General features: G+C 34.5%; 20 protein-coding genes and 3 pseudogenes. All 23 read left to right on the top strand.

Annotation, left to right across the window (positions count from 1 at the left end; all coding sequences use genetic code 11):
* Positions 1–308 precede the first annotated feature (308 nt).
* Positions 309–1,178, top strand: a complete 870-nt coding sequence (locus tag C8269_RS04030) for a nucleotidyltransferase domain-containing protein (RefSeq protein WP_106460503.1) — start codon at positions 309–311, stop codon at positions 1,176–1,178.
* The gene (locus C8269_RS04025) at positions 1,159–1,893 is read left to right on the top strand and encodes a class I SAM-dependent methyltransferase (protein WP_000662263.1); all 735 of its coding nucleotides are present in this window, start codon (positions 1,159–1,161) and stop codon (positions 1,891–1,893) included. The genes C8269_RS04030 and C8269_RS04025 overlap by 20 nt, the downstream gene beginning before the upstream one ends.
* Before the next feature lie 32 nt (positions 1,894–1,925).
* On the top strand, positions 1,926–2,834 hold the full coding sequence (locus C8269_RS04020) for an aminoglycoside nucleotidyltransferase ANT(6)-Ia (RefSeq protein WP_001255864.1): 909 nt from the start codon (positions 1,926–1,928) through the stop codon (positions 2,832–2,834).
* Positions 2,831–3,373, top strand: coding sequence for a streptothricin N-acetyltransferase Sat4 (gene sat4, locus C8269_RS04015; RefSeq protein WP_000627290.1), 543 nt, complete (start codon positions 2,831–2,833; stop codon positions 3,371–3,373). The genes C8269_RS04020 and sat4 overlap by 4 nt, the downstream gene beginning before the upstream one ends.
* 92 nt (positions 3,374–3,465) lie before the next feature.
* Complete coding sequence (aph(3')-IIIa, locus tag C8269_RS04010) at positions 3,466–4,260, top strand: aminoglycoside O-phosphotransferase APH(3')-IIIa (RefSeq protein ID WP_001096887.1); 795 nt, start codon at positions 3,466–3,468, stop codon at positions 4,258–4,260.
* A 275-nt stretch (positions 4,261–4,535) separates the two neighbouring features.
* The gene (locus tag C8269_RS04000; RefSeq protein ID WP_001079938.1) at positions 4,536–5,108 is read left to right on the top strand and encodes a helix-turn-helix transcriptional regulator; all 573 of its coding nucleotides are present in this window, start codon (positions 4,536–4,538) and stop codon (positions 5,106–5,108) included.
* Positions 5,109–5,131: 23 nt separating this feature from the next.
* Positions 5,132–5,488: a WYL domain-containing protein gene (locus tag C8269_RS03990; RefSeq protein ID WP_000374054.1), complete on the top strand. Its 357-nt coding sequence runs from the start codon at positions 5,132–5,134 to the stop codon at positions 5,486–5,488.
* Positions 5,489–5,598: 110 nt separating this feature from the next.
* On the top strand, positions 5,599–6,258 hold the full coding sequence (locus C8269_RS03985; RefSeq protein ID WP_000802831.1) for a dihydrofolate reductase family protein: 660 nt from the start codon (positions 5,599–5,601) through the stop codon (positions 6,256–6,258).
* 809 nt (positions 6,259–7,067) lie between these two features.
* Entirely contained in the window at positions 7,068–7,193 is a 126-nt protein-coding gene (locus C8269_RS11145; RefSeq protein WP_017771940.1) for an erythromycin resistance leader peptide, read from the top strand.
* Between the two features lie 57 nt (positions 7,194–7,250).
* Positions 7,251–7,982, top strand: a complete 732-nt coding sequence (erm(A), locus tag C8269_RS03965; RefSeq protein WP_094398249.1) for a 23S rRNA (adenine(2058)-N(6))-methyltransferase Erm(A) — start codon at positions 7,251–7,253, stop codon at positions 7,980–7,982.
* Between the two features lie 216 nt (positions 7,983–8,198).
* Positions 8,199–8,723: a phosphotransferase gene (locus C8269_RS03960; RefSeq protein ID WP_001176020.1), complete on the top strand. Its 525-nt coding sequence runs from the start codon at positions 8,199–8,201 to the stop codon at positions 8,721–8,723.
* Between the two features lie 45 nt (positions 8,724–8,768).
* Positions 8,769–9,158: a cytidine deaminase family protein gene (locus C8269_RS03955; protein ID WP_106460502.1), complete on the top strand. Its 390-nt coding sequence runs from the start codon at positions 8,769–8,771 to the stop codon at positions 9,156–9,158.
* Complete coding sequence (locus tag C8269_RS03950; protein WP_019108018.1) at positions 9,149–9,841, top strand: MBL fold metallo-hydrolase; 693 nt, start codon at positions 9,149–9,151, stop codon at positions 9,839–9,841. The genes C8269_RS03955 and C8269_RS03950 overlap by 10 nt, the downstream gene beginning before the upstream one ends.
* A 378-nt stretch (positions 9,842–10,219) precedes the next feature.
* Positions 10,220–10,441, top strand: a pseudogene (locus C8269_RS11140) (replication initiator protein A); the annotation flags it as partial.
* Between the two features lie 42 nt (positions 10,442–10,483).
* Positions 10,484–11,131 carry a replication initiator protein A gene (locus tag C8269_RS03945; protein WP_442778139.1) on the top strand — a complete coding sequence of 216 codons (648 nt, stop codon included), beginning with the start codon at positions 10,484–10,486 and terminating at the stop codon, positions 11,129–11,131.
* Positions 11,128–11,955 carry an ATP-binding protein gene (locus tag C8269_RS03940; protein WP_106459972.1) on the top strand — a complete coding sequence of 276 codons (828 nt, stop codon included), beginning with the start codon at positions 11,128–11,130 and terminating at the stop codon, positions 11,953–11,955. The genes C8269_RS03945 and C8269_RS03940 overlap by 4 nt, the downstream gene beginning before the upstream one ends.
* Positions 11,948–12,433 (top strand): annotated as a pseudogene (locus C8269_RS03935) (PcfB family protein). Before C8269_RS03940 ends, C8269_RS03935 begins: the two are co-directional and overlap by 8 nt.
* On the top strand, positions 12,430–13,164 hold the full coding sequence (locus C8269_RS03930) for a BRO family protein (RefSeq protein WP_106459973.1): 735 nt from the start codon (positions 12,430–12,432) through the stop codon (positions 13,162–13,164). The pseudogene C8269_RS03935 and the gene C8269_RS03930 overlap by 4 nt, the downstream one beginning before the upstream one ends.
* Positions 13,157–13,723: pseudogene (locus tag C8269_RS03925) on the top strand (type IV secretory system conjugative DNA transfer family protein); the annotation flags it as partial. The gene C8269_RS03930 and the pseudogene C8269_RS03925, both read left to right, overlap by 8 nt.
* A 54-nt stretch (positions 13,724–13,777) precedes the next feature.
* Positions 13,778–15,448 carry a recombinase family protein gene (locus tag C8269_RS03920; protein ID WP_101562070.1) on the top strand — a complete coding sequence of 557 codons (1,671 nt, stop codon included), beginning with the start codon at positions 13,778–13,780 and terminating at the stop codon, positions 15,446–15,448.
* Positions 15,449–15,503: 55 nt separating this feature from the next.
* Positions 15,504–16,223 carry a class I SAM-dependent methyltransferase gene (locus tag C8269_RS03915; protein WP_270598258.1) on the top strand — a complete coding sequence of 240 codons (720 nt, stop codon included), beginning with the start codon at positions 15,504–15,506 and terminating at the stop codon, positions 16,221–16,223.
* Positions 16,224–16,316: 93 nt separating this feature from the next.
* Positions 16,317–16,637, top strand: a complete 321-nt coding sequence (locus C8269_RS03905; RefSeq protein WP_070606385.1) for a DUF3847 domain-containing protein — start codon at positions 16,317–16,319, stop codon at positions 16,635–16,637.
* 240 nt (positions 16,638–16,877) lie between these two features.
* Positions 16,878–18,338 (top strand): MobQ family relaxase, encoded by a 1,461-nt coding sequence (gene mobQ, locus C8269_RS03900; protein WP_072470438.1) that lies wholly within the window; start codon positions 16,878–16,880, stop codon positions 18,336–18,338.
* Positions 18,339–18,353 lie beyond the last annotated feature (15 nt).

The raw sequence follows: 18,353 nt of genomic DNA, 5'->3' as shown, positions 1-18,353 counted from the left end.
TACATTAATCTGTATCATTACGTTATAAAAGAAATATTATGATTGTTTTGTTGTATATTCATGGTCTGATAATTATTTTACTTTTCTTATTTGACAGATGGTAAGTAGGGCAGTGAAAAAGATTATGGATTTTATCTAAGCACTAAGTAGTTTAGATCACTAATCAGGGAAAATAAGGCCTTCAAGATGAATTCCGAAGGCCCCCTTTCCTTTCCATATAAATATACGTAAAGCATAAGGAACATATGGCAAAAAAAGTGTTTCTCAACATGAGATATAGCTTTTGATATTGAAAGGAGAGATTCAGTATGATAGATAATATTATTCAATTAGTGACAGACAAATTATCCTCTTTGCCTTATATAGAAGGCATTGTATTAGGGGGTTCTCGTGCAAGAGGCACACATACAGAGGATTCTGATATAGATATCGGAATCTATTACAATTCAGAATCATTTGACATAAATACTATTAATCAATTCGCTACAAAGCTGGATGATGAGCATAGAAATAACCTTGTTGTACCTCCCGGAGCATGGGGTGATTGGATTAATGGCGGCGGATGGTTAGTCATAAACGGGTATCATGTGGATTTAATTTTACGTGATATTAAACGTGTGGAACAAATAATGAAAGATACAGAGCACGGAATTGTTACTGCCAATTATCAGACTGGGCATCCCCATGGTTATATTAGTGCAATGTATCGAGGAGAATTAGCGATTAGCAAAATACTATATGCTAAGAATGAAAGCTTATGCGAATTAAAAAAACAGGCAGAAACTTATCCCAATGCTTTGCAGAAAAGTTTAGTTAACTTTTTTATGTTTGAAGCAGGGTTCTCTTTAATGTTTGTAAAAGCAAATTCGGGAACAGACGATAAATATTATATTGCGGGTCATGTTTTTCGTATAGTTTCATGTTTAAATCAAGTGTTATTTGCATGTAATAATGCTTATTGTATCAACGAAAAGAAAGCTATAAAACTGCTTGAAACTTTTGAACATAAACCTGAAAAATATACCGAGAAGGTAAATCATATTTTTGAAGTACTCGGTATCTCACTTTTTGAATGCTACGACATGACCGAGAAGCTTTATAATGAAGTGAATGAAATTGTATCGGAGATAAATAACTTTTTAAACGAGGAGAGTTCAGATGAAAGAAAACAAATATGATGATAATATATTTTTTCAAAAATACAGTCAAATGAGTCGCTCGCAGAAAGGACTGGCTGGTGCGGGAGAATGGGAGACTTTGAAAAAGATGCTACCTGATTTTAAGGGTAAGCGTGTGCTTGATTTAGGATGCGGCTATGGATGGCACTGTATATATGCGATGGAAAACGGTGCTTCCTCTGTAGTAGGTGTTGATATTTCTCATAAAATGCTCGAAGTAGCAAAAGGAAAAACCCATTTTCCACAGATTGAATATGAATGCTGTGCCATAGAAGATGTGGATTTCCCAGAGGAGAGCTTTGATGTAATACTAAGTTCGCTTGCGTTTCATTATGTAGCAGACTATGAGAATTTAATAAAAAAGATATATAGGATGCTGAAGGCTGGTGGCAATTTAGTTTTTACAGTTGAACATCCTGTTTTTACTGCTCATGGAACACAAGACTGGTATTATAACGAAAAAGGAGAAATACTGCATTTCCCGGTGGACAATTATTATTATGAGGGCAAACGGACAGCTATGTTTTTGGAAGAAAAGGTTACAAAATATCATAGAACACTGACCACATATCTAAATACACTGCTTTCAAATAGTTTTATAATAAATCAGATTGTGGAGCCACAGCCGCCAGAGAACATGATGGATATTCCGGGGATGGCGGATGAAATGCGACGCCCAATGATGCTGATTGTATCGGCAAAAAAGAAGATGTAATAATATAGAAAAAATAAACGAGGAGTATGTAAATGAGATCAGAAAAAGAAATGATGGATTTAGTACTTTCTTTAGCAGAACAGGATGAACGTATTCGAATTGTGACCCTTGAGGGGTCACGCGCAAATATTAATATACCTAAAGATGAATTTCAGGATTATGATATTACATATTTTGTAAGTGATATAGAACCGTTTATATCTAATGATGACTGGCTTAATCAATTTGGGAATATTATAATGATGCAAAAACCGGAGGATATGGAACTATTCCCGGCTGAAGAGAAAGGCTACTCCTATATAATACTTTTTGATGATTATAATAAAATAGACCTTACCTTATTGCCCCTGGAAGAGTTGGGAAACTACCTGAATGACGATAAATTGATAAAGATTATTCTGGATAAGGATGGAAGGATTCAGCAAGCTGTAGTTCCGACCGACATGGATTATCATATAAGAAAACCCAGTGCCCGGGAATACGATGACTGCTGCAATGAATTCTGGAACACCACTACCTATGTGGTTAAGGGACTGTGCCGTAAGGAAATTTTATTTGCTATTGATCATTTTAATCAGATTGTTCGCCATGAGCTGCTGAGAATGATATCATGGAAGGTCGGCATCGAAACAGGCTTTAAATTAAGTGTAGGCAAGAACTATAAGTTTATTGAAAGGTATATATCCGAGGATTTGTGGGAGAAACTTTTGTCCACCTACCGGATGGATTCCTATGAAAACATATGGGAAGCATTATTTCTATGCCATCAATTGTTCAGGGCGGTATCCGGTGAGGTGGCGGAAAGGCTTCATTATGCCTATCCGGAGTATGATAGGAATATAACAAAATATACCAGGGACATGTATAAAAAATACACTGGTAAAACCGGCTGCCTGGATAGCACATATGCCGCTGATATAGAAGAGAGGCGGGAACAGTGATTACAGAAATGAAAGCAGGGCACCTGAAAGATATCGATAAACCCAGCGAACCATTTGAGGTGATAGGTAAGATTATACCGAGGTATGAAAACGAGAATTGGACCTTTACAGAATTACTCTATGAAGCGCCATATTTAAAAAGCTACCAAGACGAAGAGGATGAAGAGGATGAGGAGGCAGATTGCCTTGAATATATTGACAATACTGATAAGATAATATATCTTTACTACCAAGACGATAAATGCGTCGGAAAAGTTAAACTGCGAAAAAATTGGAACCGGTACGCTTATATAGAAGATATCGCCGTATGTAAGGATTTCAGGGGGCAAGGCATAGGCAGCGCGCTTATCAATATATCTATAGAATGGGCAAAGCATAAAAACTTGCATGGACTAATGCTTGAAACCCAGGACAATAACCTTATAGCTTGTAAATTCTATCATAATTGTGGTTTCAAAATCGGCTCCGTCGATACTATGTTATACGCCAACTTTGAAAACAACTTTGAAAAAGCTGTTTTCTGGTATTTAAGGTTTTAGAATGCAAGGAACAGTGAATTGGAGTTCGTCTTGTTATAATTAGCTTCTTGGGGTATCTTTAAATACTGTAGAAAAGAGGAAGGAAATAATAAATGGCTAAAATGAGAATATCACCGGAATTGAAAAAACTGATCGAAAAATACCGCTGCGTAAAAGATACGGAAGGAATGTCTCCTGCTAAGGTATATAAGCTGGTGGGAGAAAATGAAAACCTATATTTAAAAATGACGGACAGCCGGTATAAAGGGACCACCTATGATGTGGAACGAGAAAAGGACATGATGCTATGGCTGGAAGGAAAGCTGCCTGTTCCAAAGGTCCTGCACTTTGAACGGCATGATGGCTGGAGCAATCTGCTCATGAGTGAGGCCGATGGCGTCCTTTGCTCGGAAGAGTATGAAGATGAACAAAGCCCTGAAAAGATTATCGAGCTGTATGCGGAGTGCATCAGGCTCTTTCACTCCATCGACATATCGGATTGTCCCTATACGAATAGCTTAGACAGCCGCTTAGCCGAATTGGATTACTTACTGAATAACGATCTGGCCGATGTGGATTGCGAAAACTGGGAAGAAGACACTCCATTTAAAGATCCGCGCGAGCTGTATGATTTTTTAAAGACGGAAAAGCCCGAAGAGGAACTTGTCTTTTCCCACGGCGACCTGGGAGACAGCAACATCTTTGTGAAAGATGGCAAAGTAAGTGGCTTTATTGATCTTGGGAGAAGCGGCAGGGCGGACAAGTGGTATGACATTGCCTTCTGCGTCCGCTCGATCAGGGAGGATATCGGGGAAGAACAGTATGTCGAGCTATTTTTTGACTTACTGGGGATCAAGCCTGATTGGGAGAAAATAAAATATTATATTTTACTGGATGAATTGTTTTAGTACCTAGATTTAGATGTCTAAAAAGCTTTAACTACAAGCTTTTTAGACATCTAATCTTTTCTGAAGTACATCCGCAACTGTCCATACTCTGATGTTTTATATCTTTTCTAAAAGTTCGCTAGATAGAGTTCTATATTAGAGATGTAAAGAGTTTTGGTGAAGAGGTTTGTGAGTATGGCTTTTATAACCAGGGTGCAATGAGAAGCACTAACAGCAGCTAGCTTAAGAACGCATAGGATATACTTTTTATGGAAGTCACAGAGGAGGAATAAAATTTGAACAGGATTAACAGAGTAACCTCTATTCTTATTCAGCTGCAATCAAAAAAAATAATTCCTGCCAAAGAAATTGCACAGCGATTTAATATAAGCTTAAGGACAGTTTACAGAGATATCCGGACACTTGAAGAAGCCGGAATACCAATTGGATCTGAGGCCGGAAAAGGATATTTTCTTGTAGAGGGCTTCCTACTTCCGCCGGTAATGTTTACAGCGGCGGAAGTGGGTGCATTGATTACAGCAGGGAAATTTTTAAATTGCCATGGAGATGAATCATTTATAAAGGATTTTGATTCAGCTATGTATAAAATCAAATCTATTTTGAAGCATGGTGAAAAAAACTATGCACAGGAGTTGGAGAACAGTATTAACGTGTACAGCACATCTGGACAGAAAAATACATTGGCGGATAACGTTATTGCAGCAATTCAGACTGCAATCTGCAATAAAAGGGTAATATCAATTCAATATCCTGCATCAGGAGGGCAAGAACCGGAAAGCAGAATGATAGAGCCTATATCACTGGGGTTTTATGAACAGAACTGGTACTTAATCGGTTTTGCAGGCTAAGAAATGAATATAGGAATTTTCGTGTGGATCGGATTAAAAGCATTTGCATAGAAGAAGAGCTCTGTCAAAGCCATGATGGCTCTTTGGAACAAATATTAAAACAAATGCTTTCATATAAAAAACTATATAATGTAATTCTTAGAGCTGAAAAAGGGGAGACATACAATTCTATCAAGAACAGGTATTCTCTCGGCTTCCTTGAAGAAACCGATTTGGGAAGTAAAATGGAAATCGAATTCCAGACAGATTCCTTTGAGATATTGAGCAAGCAGCTGATTGAATATGGATCAGGCATTGAAATAGTCCAACCTGATGAATTAAAATGCATAACCCGTAAACACCTGGCACAAATTACGAATCACTGCCTAAACTTGATTTAGAGAAAGCGATTGGTCTGTTATGTATTTTTTGTAAGGTTTCATATCCCCTGCTGACATACAGCTGTCAGTGTATTATGATATTCTACTATCAAAAAGGAGGATTGAAAAATATGAAACCAAAGATAATTATGCACACACAAATTAGCCTTGATGGCCGCATTAAAGGCTTTGATAATCCGGAAGTTTACTACCAGGTTGCCGGGGGAATTCATTCGGATGCGGTGCTGTTTGGGTCCAATACTGTTTTTACTGCATTTGAAAAATATCCTGCTGAAACAGAGGCTGATTTTGAGAAAATCATAACAAGCCCGGAGGACCCCAGACCAATAGGAGTCATACCTGACAGCAGAGGTATCTTGAGAAGTCTTCATTGCTTAAGAAATCTTGGATATCTGAAGGAAATTGTCATTCTGGTATCAACTGCCACTCCGAAGGAATATTTGAATTATTTGGAGGAAAGGCATTACCCATATATTGTGTCAGGAAATGATCATGTGGACTATGAAAAAGCCTTTCAGATCCTGCATGAGCAATATGGGTGTAAATACATGCGGACAGACAGTGGCGGTGGATTAACCAACAAATTATTAGAAAACGGACTTATTGATGAAATCAGTCTTGTGATATCACCATGTTTTGTAGGTAATAAAGAAAAACAACTATTTGATAACCTTCTGTTATCTGAAAAAGTTAATTTGGAATTGCAGGGAACAGAGAATGCAGAACATGGCTGTCTGTCATTGCGCTATGCTGTGAAAAATAAGGATTAGTGCAGCATACTTTAAAAAGTGTCTGTTGGGACAGTGTCCTAAAGGAAGCATAAGCTCATGGCTAGCGGCGGTGTTAAAGTAACGGCACTCGGCCCCAATATATAGTTGATATGCCCCTAAGCCTTTGAGGGCAAGGCGGTCAACCGCGCCTTTTCCGGTCCGCATACAGTCGTTCAATGAGGGTATCAAGCTCGGCAATGCGGCGGTGCTTCTCGGTGGTTCGTTTCTTCGCCGCCGTTTTCGGCTAATTCTAATTGATCCGAACTGTAAGGATAAGCAATTATCCGGGGCTAGTTAAGTATCTTAGAGAGGAAGATAAAGATAAGTAAACCAATTTTAAAGTTGTACCGAATAAAGCCTTCAAGAGGACAACATGCTTTTGAAGGCTTTATTGCTTACAATTACTTGGATTGTAACGCAAAAGCAGGCACCAAATCAATGAAAAATAGCCTATCCAGGCGACTGTTTCAGAAATATGGGCTTCCGCCAAGGGGATACCAGTGGGGTGCGACATCTTTTTTGCCCACTCAAGGCACGTTGAAGCAGCAATTCTGATGACGTATTGTGGTTTGGACAAGGAATAATAGGAGTCAACCACAACATGTAGTGGTTTGAGTACGAAAATTGGGTCAAAAACAGGCTAAAAAATACCGTTTTTTGACCCTTTTAAATAGGGCATTTGACAGATGACATTTGATGTTTCGGGATTAAAAATCCATAGGGTGAGGTAGATTAGCACAGAACTTTATTGAATAGAGAAATTAAAAGTGATATAATCAGTTGCATAAGGAGGAGTTAAATATGTGTACATGTATTGCAGTAGTAGATATTACTTTATCTCATTTATAATGAAAAAAATTAAAGGAGGTAAAGGTATGGGTATGTTTTCTATATTTGTTATTGAGAGATTTCATTATCAACCAAACCAAAAATAATTGGTTATAATGAGCTCTTAAGATTAGTTCATTATAACCGGCAAGGAGAAGGTTATAATGAAACAGAAAAACCCGAAAAATACGCAAAATTTCATTACATCTAAAAAGCATGTAAAGGAAATATTAAAATATACGAATATCAATAAACAAGATAAAATAATAGAAATTGGGTCAGGAAAAGGACATTTTACCAAGGAACTTGTGGAAATGAGTCAACGGGTGAATGCTATAGAGATTGATGAAGGTTTATGTCATGCCACGAAAAAAGCAGTTGAACCTTTTCAGAATATAAAAGTTATTCATGAGGATATTTTGAAGTTTAGCTTTCCTAAAAATACAGACTATAAAATATTTGGTAATATTCCCTACAATATTAGTACTGATATTGTAAAAAAGATTGCTTTTGATAGTCAAGCGAAATATAGCTACCTTATTGTAGAGAGGGGATTTGCTAAAAGGTTGCAAAATACCCAACGAGCTTTAGGTTTGCTGTTAATGGTGGAAATGGATATAAAAATTCTTAAAAAAGTGCCACGAGCATATTTTCACCCTAAGCCTAATGTAGATTCTGTATTGATTGTACTTGAAAGGCATAAACCATTTATTTTAAAGAAGGACTACAAAAAGTATAGATTTTTCGTTTATAAATGGGTAAACAGGGAATATCATGTTCTTTTTACTAAAAATCAATTAAGACAGGCGCTGAAGCATGCGAATGTTACTGATCTTGATAAATTATCCAATGAACAATTTTTGTCTGTTTTCAATAGTTACAAATTATTTCAATAAATTAAAAATAATTAAGCGTTCTCTAACTTTAAGAGAACGCTTAATCTTATTACATTGAAAAATGCATTCTATTATTTTCAATTATTATGATATAACATAACTATCATTTTACTTATTTGCATATTTGCACGAAAATATAGTTATCGACGACTATTCTGATAATAGCAACTAATATAGTCAATGATAACTCAAAATTTATTGATATAGTAGGTATATGTGCAACTAATTAGGGAAGATTTTAGCTTGCCATTTCTGAAACAGCTAAAACAAGTATTGCGTAAAGAATGCGCCAGTCTTCCCATGGACTTAAAATGCTTGCTTGGGGCACACATAAAACCCCTTGAACAATCTATTGACAGAGTTGAAGGACTGTCGGAGATTCTAAGACGAAGTAATCCTAAAATGGCTCTATGCCATACAGATATTCATAATTGGAACTTGATGCAACGGGATGAGCAGTTAGTTCTAATTGACTGGGAAGGCTTGAAATTGGCTCCAGTAAAAGCTGATCTCATGTTTTTTGTTGATAAGCCATATTATGATGTATTTATGAACATATACCTGAAATTACACAAAGATTTTTTAATCAATACGGATGCTTTGTTATTCTATCATATTAGACGTAAACTAGAAGATATATGGGAGTTTATTGAACAACTTTTATATGACAATCAAGAGGATAAGGAAAGAAATGAAACTATAAAAGTTCTTGATGGTGAACTGAATAACTTAGTGTTTTGAAAAAAGAATAACGTATTATTAAGCTAAATAATATTGGAGAAGAAAATGAATAAACAAGAATTACATCAAATTGCTTTCAGTATAATTAATCATAAAAAGTTACGGAACTTTGGAACTTCAGGGCATGTTGCGTGCGCGTTGGAGACAAATAGCGGTAACATCTTTACAGGAATATGCATTGACTTGCCCTGTTCTATTGGCTTATGCGCTGAACAGTCAGCTATTGCTGAAATGGTAAAGAACAATGAAACTGCAATCAAAAGGATTATCGCTGTATTTGAAGATGGGAGTATACTTCCACCATGTGGAAGGTGCAGAGAGTTTATTGCACAGATAGATAATCAAAATATAGAGACCCAAATTGTATTACCTGAAATGGAAGAAGTGTTGCTGAAAGATTTATTACCAGAAAGGTGGGATGGCAAATGGAACTGAAAAAGATAACTAGCAGGGTCTTTTATTATCCACATCAACCAGAAACTGATAGGCCTATGTTGGCATACTTAAATGGAGATAAAATTGCACTTGCCATTGATGCAGGAAATTCAGCAGACCATGTTGATGAATTTTATAAATCCCTAGAAATCGAGGACCTAAAGAAGCCAGATTTTACTGTCATCACTCATTGGCACTGGGACCATACCTTTGGAATGCATAAAATTCACGGATTGTCCATTGCACACCATAAAACCAACGAGTTTTTGAAACAGGAAAGAGCCAAACTATCTGACAGTGCATATATAAAATTTTTGATAAATGATGATGAGTGCCTAGCTAGAGAATATGTAGATAATAAAAGAATTATTGCCGTTCTATCGGATATCCAATTTGAAAAAGAGCTTACCCTTAATCTCGGTGGAATAACCGCAATGATTTTTCATACGGTTTCACCCCATTCGGAAGATACGGTGCTTATCTATATTCCTGAGGAAAAAATATTGTTCTTGGGAGATTCAACAAGCGAGGATTTCTACAATGATGGGTATATGGATAAAGAAAAATTAATGTCATTAACAAATTTGATAGAAAGTTTCGACTGTAAGTATTGTATTTTAAGTCATGCAGAGCCTCTAACTAAATCAGATTTATTAGATTACTTAAAATCCATTCTAAAATAATAATCCATGAGGTGTATTGATATGTTCCCATCTACCGATAGCCCCAAAAACGCAGTGGATATGTTCCCGAGAACGGACACACTCAAATGACATTCATTCTATCCTCTCAAGCCATGTTGAGACTATAGCGTTGATACAAAAGATATAAATTTAGAAATCCTGCATTTTAAGCAGTTTTATAAGCATTTTGTCTTCGATAAAGATGAAGAAGGATACGTCAAAAAGACCCAAAAAAACTACATGGATGTAAGAGTAGTTTTGCAACTGGTATGAGGAGACACAAAGAAAAATATAATAAGATAAAACCCATTTTACACTTTCTACAAGAGTAGCTTAAATAAGGCTGCTCTTTTTTTATTTCAAAGAAAGGAGGCAGGAATGAATTTTGATTATTTTTATAATAGGCAATCTGAGATGTATAACTTTATTAGGTTACCTATGGTATTAATGGAAGATGAAATTTTTAAGAGCATTTCTATTGAAGCAAAAGTTTTGTATTCATATATGCTTAATCGAATGGGTCTTTCATATAAAAATGGCTGGATAGATGAAGACGGAAAAGTTTTTATTTACTACACAATAGAAAGTATAAAAGATCAATTTAATTGTGCCANTATTGAAGCAAAAGTTTTGTATTCATATATGCTTAATCGAATGGGTCTTTCATATAAAAATGGCTGGATAGATGAAGACGGAAAAGTTTTTATTTACTACACAATAGAAAGTATAAAAGATCAATTTAATTGTGCCAGTGAAAAAGCAAACAAATTAATAGCTGAACTTGATATTAAGTCAGGAATAGGACTGATTGAAAAGAAAAGACAAGGACTTGGAAAGCCTAATAGAATTTATGTTAAAGACTTTATGAGCATATTTAATAATATGGAATTAAAAAATCAAGAAGTTCGAAAAACAAAATTCCAGAAGTTCGATAATCGAAATTCAAGAGATTCGAATATCGAAAGTCAAGATTTTCGAAAATCGGAAGGTAACTATAACAATATTAGTAATAATGAGTTAAGAAATAATGATTTTAATAAAGGGCAAAAGCCTTATGGAATATATAAAAATATATTTTTGACTGATGAAGAATACAAGGACTTAACAAATGAGTTAGAAAGCAGAATTAGTGAGTACATTGATAGATTATCATCGTATATGAAAGCAAACAACAGAGTTTATCAAGATCACAAGGCAACGATAATCAATTGGTATCTTAATGATCAAGCGAAAAGCATGAATGACAAATCAACAAGAAAAATGAATTACGATATAGGAGAGAGTTTATGAAAAACTTAAAAGATTTTGTATTAAGAGAAAATGATATTGAAAGAAATGGACATATCTATTGCAAGGTATGCGGTAAAAGAGTTGATGGAGAATTACTTGACCTTGGATTTACAAAGTTTATTCCAAGAATTAAATGTGAATGTGAAATAAAAAGAGATAAGGAAAATGCAGAAAGAGAAATATTAACGAGAATATCATCGCTAAAAAGAGATTGTTTTTCATCGCCAAACCAACACCAATATACTTTTGAGAAATTCCTAAATGAAAAAGGTCAAGCTTACAAGGTTGCTTACAATTATGCTAAAAGTTTTGAACAAATGAAGGAAGACAATGTTGGACTTTTATTTTATGGAGATGTTGGCAGTGGAAAAACTTACCTTGCTTGTGCAATAGCAAATGAATTAATCGAAAGAACACAAGTTAGAGTTAAGATTTTGAATTTATCTCAGGTAATAAATCAAATACAAAAATCTGCATTTAAGGTTGATTCAAACGAAATTATAGATAACCTATCAAATATTCCATTGTTAATATTAGATGACCTTGGAATTGAAAGGGATACATCTTATGCAAGAGAACAAGTATATAACATTATAAACTCAAGATACTTAAAGGGTAGGCCGACAATTTTTACTACAAACTTATCATTGGAAATTATTCAAAATCCAAACATTGACCTTGAGTATCAGAGGATATATTCAAGAATACTTGAAATGACAATACCAGTTAAAGTTACGGGAGAAGATTTTAGAAGAAAAATCCATCAAGAGAAGTTAAGAAAATACAAAGAGTTACTTTTATATGGAGGTGGAATAGATGATTAATGAAGAAGTATCTAGGTCGAGTCTTAATCTTGAAGTCAGGCTTGCAAAAGCAACAAGTAAAGCAATTCTTGATGCCTTAAAGAAAGTACACAAGCAAATAGAAGAACAAGGAGGCTTGAAAAATGTAATAAAAAACAATGGAGAAGAAGTAAAACTAAAAGATATGGTTAAAAAGGGACAGTTAGAAGAAATTAATCTAAAAGATCCTGAGTTAAAAGAACTAAAGAAAATTTTAAATAAACATGGAGTGAAGTTTTCTATTATGAAAGATAAGGAAACTGGCAACCACTCTGTGTTTTTTTAATCTAAGGATATAAAAGTTATGGAACACGCCTTTAAAAAAGCAGTTAAGGCTTCTGAAAGAAAGGCCGATAGAAAAGATTCAATAACGAAGACTATAAATAAGTTTAAAGATATGGCTAAGGATACCATTAGTAAAGATAAAGTTAAAAATAAACATAAGGAGCAAAGCTTATGATAAGTAATTTAAAAACATTTGAAAATAAGAATTTTGGAAGACTCACTGTTATAGAAAAAGACGGTGAGTTTTTCTTTATAGCAAATGAAGTAGCAACTATGTTAGGTTATGTTAATCCAAGAAAAGCTATTTATGACCATGTAGATGAAGAAGATAAGGGTGTAACGAAATGGAACACCCCTGGAGGAATACAGAACATTTCAATAATTAACGAATCAGGATTGTATTCACTTATCCTTTCATCAAAACTACCACAAGCAAAAATATTCAAAGCTTGGGTAACTAGAGAAGTTTTACCGAGCATTAGAAAAAATGGAGGATATATAGCTGGTCAAGAAAAGAAAACTAACGAAGAGCTACTTGCAGATGCAATTCTTGTAGCCAATAGAATTATTGCCGAAAGAGAAGAAGAGATTGAAGAATTAAGACCAAAGGCAGATTATTATGACAAATTAGTAGATTATAACCTACTTACAAACTTTAGAAATACTGCCAAAGAGTTAGGAATACCACAAAATCAATTTATAAGTTTTCTAATGGATAAGGGATTAATTTACAGAGATAAGAAAAAGAAACTCTTACCTTATGCAGATAAGAACAAGGGATATTTTGAAGTAAAAGAATGGATTGATCCACTAGGTACACTTGTAGGAATACAAACATTAATAACACCAAAGGGAAGACACTACCTACTAATTTTATTAGATAGTGAAGGTTTCTACGATGAATAAGATATTAGAAGCCATTCTTTCTGATATTAAAAACCTAATTAAAATAGACAACCCAAAGAAATTTATATTATCAAACATTCCCTATCTATCATTCTTCTACATTGGAAATATTTTTTCTAAGCACATCAATTCTTATGTAGGAGGAGATATTATTGATAGAATAATGGTGGGAATTTCTGATATAGGAACTTTATCCTATATACCAAGTATTAATCCAAGGGACTTATTAGTAGGTATTTCAGTTGCTGCCATTGTTAAGCTAATAGTATATAGCAAAGGTAAAAACAAAAAGAAATATAGGCAAGGCAAGGAATATGGATCTGCAAGATGGGGAGAAATCAAGGATATTGCTCCATACATTGACCCTAAGTTTGAAAACAATGTTCTTATAACTAATACCGAAAGACTAACAATGAACTCAAGACCTAAAAACCCTAAATACGCTAGAAATAAAAATGTATTAGTAATAGGTGGTTCTGGATCAGGTAAGACGAGATTTTATGTAAAGCCAAATCTAATGCAAATGCACTCTTCTTATGTAGTAACAGACCCTAAAGGATTAACCTCTTAGGGACAGAGAAAATAATAAAAACTTGGAAAGGAGGTAATTCTCATGTCAAATACGAAAAGAACAGGACAAACGGCACTTTATGAGCGTTTAAGTCGTGATGATGAAATGCAAGGAGAAAGCAATTCCATCACCAATCAAAAACAGCTGCTTGAAAGCTATGCGAAAAGAAACGGTTTTGTAAATATCTATCACTATACCGATGATGGAGTAAGCGGAACAACCTTTGATAGAGAGGGATTTCAAAAGATGATAAAAGCAGTAGAAGAAAACAAAGTATCTACTGTGATAGTAAAAGATATGAGCAGGTTTGGCAGAGATTACCTCAAAGTAGGTTTTTATACCGAAATACTTTTCAAAGAAAAGGGAGTAAGATTTATTGCCATCAATAACGGAATAGATAGCGAAAAACAAGCAGAAAGCGACTTTACCCCATTTCTAAATATTATGAATGAATGGTATGCAAGAGATACCTCAAGAAAAATACAATCCATCTTTAGAGCAAGAATGGAAGAGGGTAAAAGAGTATCACCCAGCGTTCCATACGGCTATTATAGAAACCCTAAGAACAAACAGGAGCTACTTGTCGATAAAGAGAGTTCAAAGGTCGTAAAACGCATTTATAGGCTTGTAATAGAGGGATATGGAGTAACTCAGATAGCAGATATACTAACCAAAGATAAAGTCCTTATTCCATCAGCCTATGCAGAAATACACTATCCTGAAAATAACCACAGCTCCAAGAAAAGAGGAATAGAAGACCCATATTTTTGGACACCAACCACAGTAAGCTATATCTTAGAAAAGCAAGAATATATGGGACATACTGTATTGGGAAAGACAATTAGTGTAGACTACAAAACCAAGAAACGCAGAAAGGCGAAAGCAGATGAACTCATTATCTTCAAAAACACCCATGAAGCGATTATTGACGAAGAAACATGGAATAATGCTCAAAGGTTAAGAAAAACAGTAAGAAGAAGCCCAAAGTATGGTACAACCTCCCACCCATTTACAGGACTTTTAATCTGTTCTGATTGTGGAGGAAAGTTAAGTTACAGAGAGCCGGCAGAACATAAAGAAAAGAAATACGATTGTGATTATTGTTTTGTGTGCCAACATTACAGACACAGAAAAGGCACTTGCAGTATGCACTACATCAAAGTAAAGACAGTGAATGAAATTCTCTTGAAATCAATTAAAGAAATCACAGACTTTGCCAAAGAAGATAAACAAGAATTTCTAAAAGTGATGAACAAATTGTCCGATGAAAAAAGAGAAGAAAAGTATCAAGGGGATAAAGAAAAGTTAGAGAAACTGTCATCAAGAAATGCAGAATTAACAACCCTTATTACAAAGCTATATGAAGACCACGCACTTGGAAAAATTCCTGTAAAACACTTTGATAGATTATTTAATACCTATGATACGGAGCAACAAGACTTAGAAAATCAAATACAGTATTTTGAAGATGAAATAGAAAGTTATCATCAGAGAAAAGTTGATACTGATAAATTCTTAAAGATGATAGAAAAATATACCGATATTGAAGAACTGACAGTACCAATGATAAATGAGTATATAGAAAAAGTTGTAGTCCATGAAGCAACAGGAGGAAGAAAAGGCAAGGAGAGAAAACAACAGGTCGATGTGTATTTTAACTTTATAGGGAACTGTCAAATTCCACAGAAAGCTGATATGGAAAAAGCACCTTAAAAATGCTATAATATTTAGTAATTTAGACAATAAAAATATAAATAGGAGGTAGAATATCGCTGAAAATTGGACAGCATTATTAGATAAATACATTAACAAACTTATTAGTCCCGATGGGAGACAAACCTACGAAAGTAAAGATGAGTTAGTTAATCTTATGCTTAAATTAGCTGAATTGAAAAAAAGCGATAAGGTAATGGATATAGGTTGTGGTTGGGGAAATTTTTCAAAGGTATGTAGTAATTTTTCAGATGAAGTTATTGGTATTGAGCCAAATGCAGATAATTTACAGGAAGCTATAAATCGTAGTAATGGAAATGTAAAATATATTCAAGGAAGTTTTGAAGCATTAAATTGCAATCAAAGCGTTAATAAAGTTATTAGTATGTTAGCATTCCATCAAGTGCCATGGGATTATAAAGAAAAGTCGTTAGAAAATATTTCAGAGATACTTACAACGGATGGTTATTTTTATTTGTGCGATACCATGCTTTTATTTGACGCAGAAAAGGATACCGAATTATTTAATAAGGTATATAGATTTTTATTAAAAGAAACCACGCCTGAAGAAATATATAAAAATTATATAGAACCATACCTTAAAGAAAATGAAGTTTATACGGTTGAAGATATGAGAGAAAATAGTCCCAAGGATAATTGGTTCTATTCTATGAAAGAGTTGAAACATTGGTCAGAAAAAGCAAATATGGAGTTAGTAAAAACGGTAGCTATTTGTCCATTTTTTGGAGTCGTGGTTTTTAAGAAAAAGAAGTAACTAACAATTTAATAAAAAATAACACACTAACAGTAAATCAAAAATGGTTTACTGTTTTTTCTTTGTCCAAAAACAGAAGAAAGGAAAACAGAAATGAAAAACATAGATGAAAAAATTTTAATGACAGAAGAAGAAATCAAGCAGTTACAAAACAAAAGAAAAAAGCTCATCAGTCAACAGAAACAGGAAGAACGAAAGAAAAGGGATAGACGGATTTATGAAAAAGGAGCAGTCTTTGAAAGTATCTTTATTGAAAGCAAGGATTTTACCAAAGACGAATTTTATCAGCTAATCACATTCCCAAACATCAAAGAAGAAGTCAATCAAAAAATCTTAAAAATCATAGAAAAGCGAAAAGAAAATCAAAATCAAAACACAGAAAACCAAGAGGAAGAAACGGACATAGAGGAATAGTCCCTTGTTTACAAGGGCGCACTTATACACCCTAAAGGGTGTGTGCGTTCTCCGAAGGCTCTTGCAGAGAGCATATCAGCTAACGCTGATACAGGGGAGCTACACTCCCCTACGGAAATAAATTTCCTACCCCTTGTGTACTTCCCAAAAGAAATCGGATAAAAAGCAATCCGATTTTTTTTAGTAAGTCTTTATCATCGCCATCGTCCCCACATTAAAAAAGAGAGGAGGTTTTTTCTTATGGCGATATATCATCTTAGTATAAAGATTATTTCAAGAGGAAAAGGCAAAAGTGCAGTAGCAGCTTCCGCCTATCGTAGTGGCGAAAAGATAAAAAACGAATATGACGGAATAGTCCATGACTTTACAAGAAAAGGCGGAATAGCCTATACCGAAATTCTATTACCGCAAAATGCACCTGAAGAATTTTCAAACCGTTCTGTATTATGGAACAGTGTTGAGAAAATAGAAAAAAGTAAAAACTCACAGCTTGCAAGAGAAATCGAAATTGCTTTACCCAAAGAATTAGACAGGGAAAAACAGATAGAACTTGTAAGGGAATATGTAAAAGAAAATTTTGTGAAAGTTGGTATGTGTGCCGATATTGCCCTACATGATAAAAATGACGGAAACCCACACGCACATATTCTATTAACTATGCGACCGCTAAACGAAGATACAACATGGGGAGCAAAATCAAAAAAGGAATATATCCTTGATGAAAACGGAGAGAAAGTAAAACTTAAAAATGGCAACTACAAAACAAAGAAAATAAATGCAGTAGATTGGAACGAACAAGACAAAGCAGAGCATTGGCGAAAAGCATGGGCAGATATTACAAATAAATATCTTGAAGAAAATAGCATACAGGAAAAAGTGGATCACCGTTCCTATGAAAGACAGGGCATAGAACAAATACCGACCATTCATTTAGGCGTATCAGCCACCCAAATGGAAAAGAAAGGCATAAATACCGACAGGGGAAATATCAACCGAGAAATCAAACATCAGAATAAGATATTAAAAGAGATTGCAAGAAGAATAAAAGCCTTACTAAATTGGATAAGAGGAATAGGAAAAGAAGAAAAGGCAGAAACTGATAATCTCAAATCTACCCTCCCATCCAAAGAAAATTTGCTATCCGTTTTTAAAAATCTTATCCGTAAAAATGCAGATAACCATAATACAGATTTAGAAAAATACATCGAAAGCTATCAATTCTTAAAAGAGAAAAACATTATTTCCTTATCTGAACTGAAAGAAAGTATAGTTACTTTAAGAGATAAGAATTACAAGACCACAAGAGCCTTAAAAGATACCGAGAAAAAGATTGATGAAAAAACACAACTCATCGACCAGTCAGAAAAATATTTGAAGTACAAGGACATCTACAAAGCCTATGCAAAGTTAAAGAAAATAAAACAGGAAGATTTTTATAATGAGCATACGGCGAAGCTTATTCTATTTGAAAGTGCAAGGAAACATCTCAAAGAGCATTTAGGGGAAAGTAAGACCTTAAATATATCCAAATGGAAATCGGAACTTACCACTTTGAAGAAAGATAAAAAGAGCCTATATAGTAAAATATTAGAAATACGAGAAGAAGTAGAACAGGCTGAAAAAGTTAAGACCTGTATAGAGCAGTTACAGGAACAAGAAAAACAACTATCACAGGTAAAGAGGAATGAGTTAGACCTATAAAACTAAGTGAAAAAA

The sequence above is a fragment of the Anaerococcus sp. Marseille-P3915 genome, assembly GCF_900258475.1.
GTDB classification, from domain to species: domain Bacteria; phylum Bacillota; class Clostridia; order Tissierellales; family Peptoniphilaceae; genus Anaerococcus; species Anaerococcus kampingae.
Note: the sequence above shows the minus strand (reverse complement) of the source record. Positions and strands in the feature narration are given on the sequence as shown.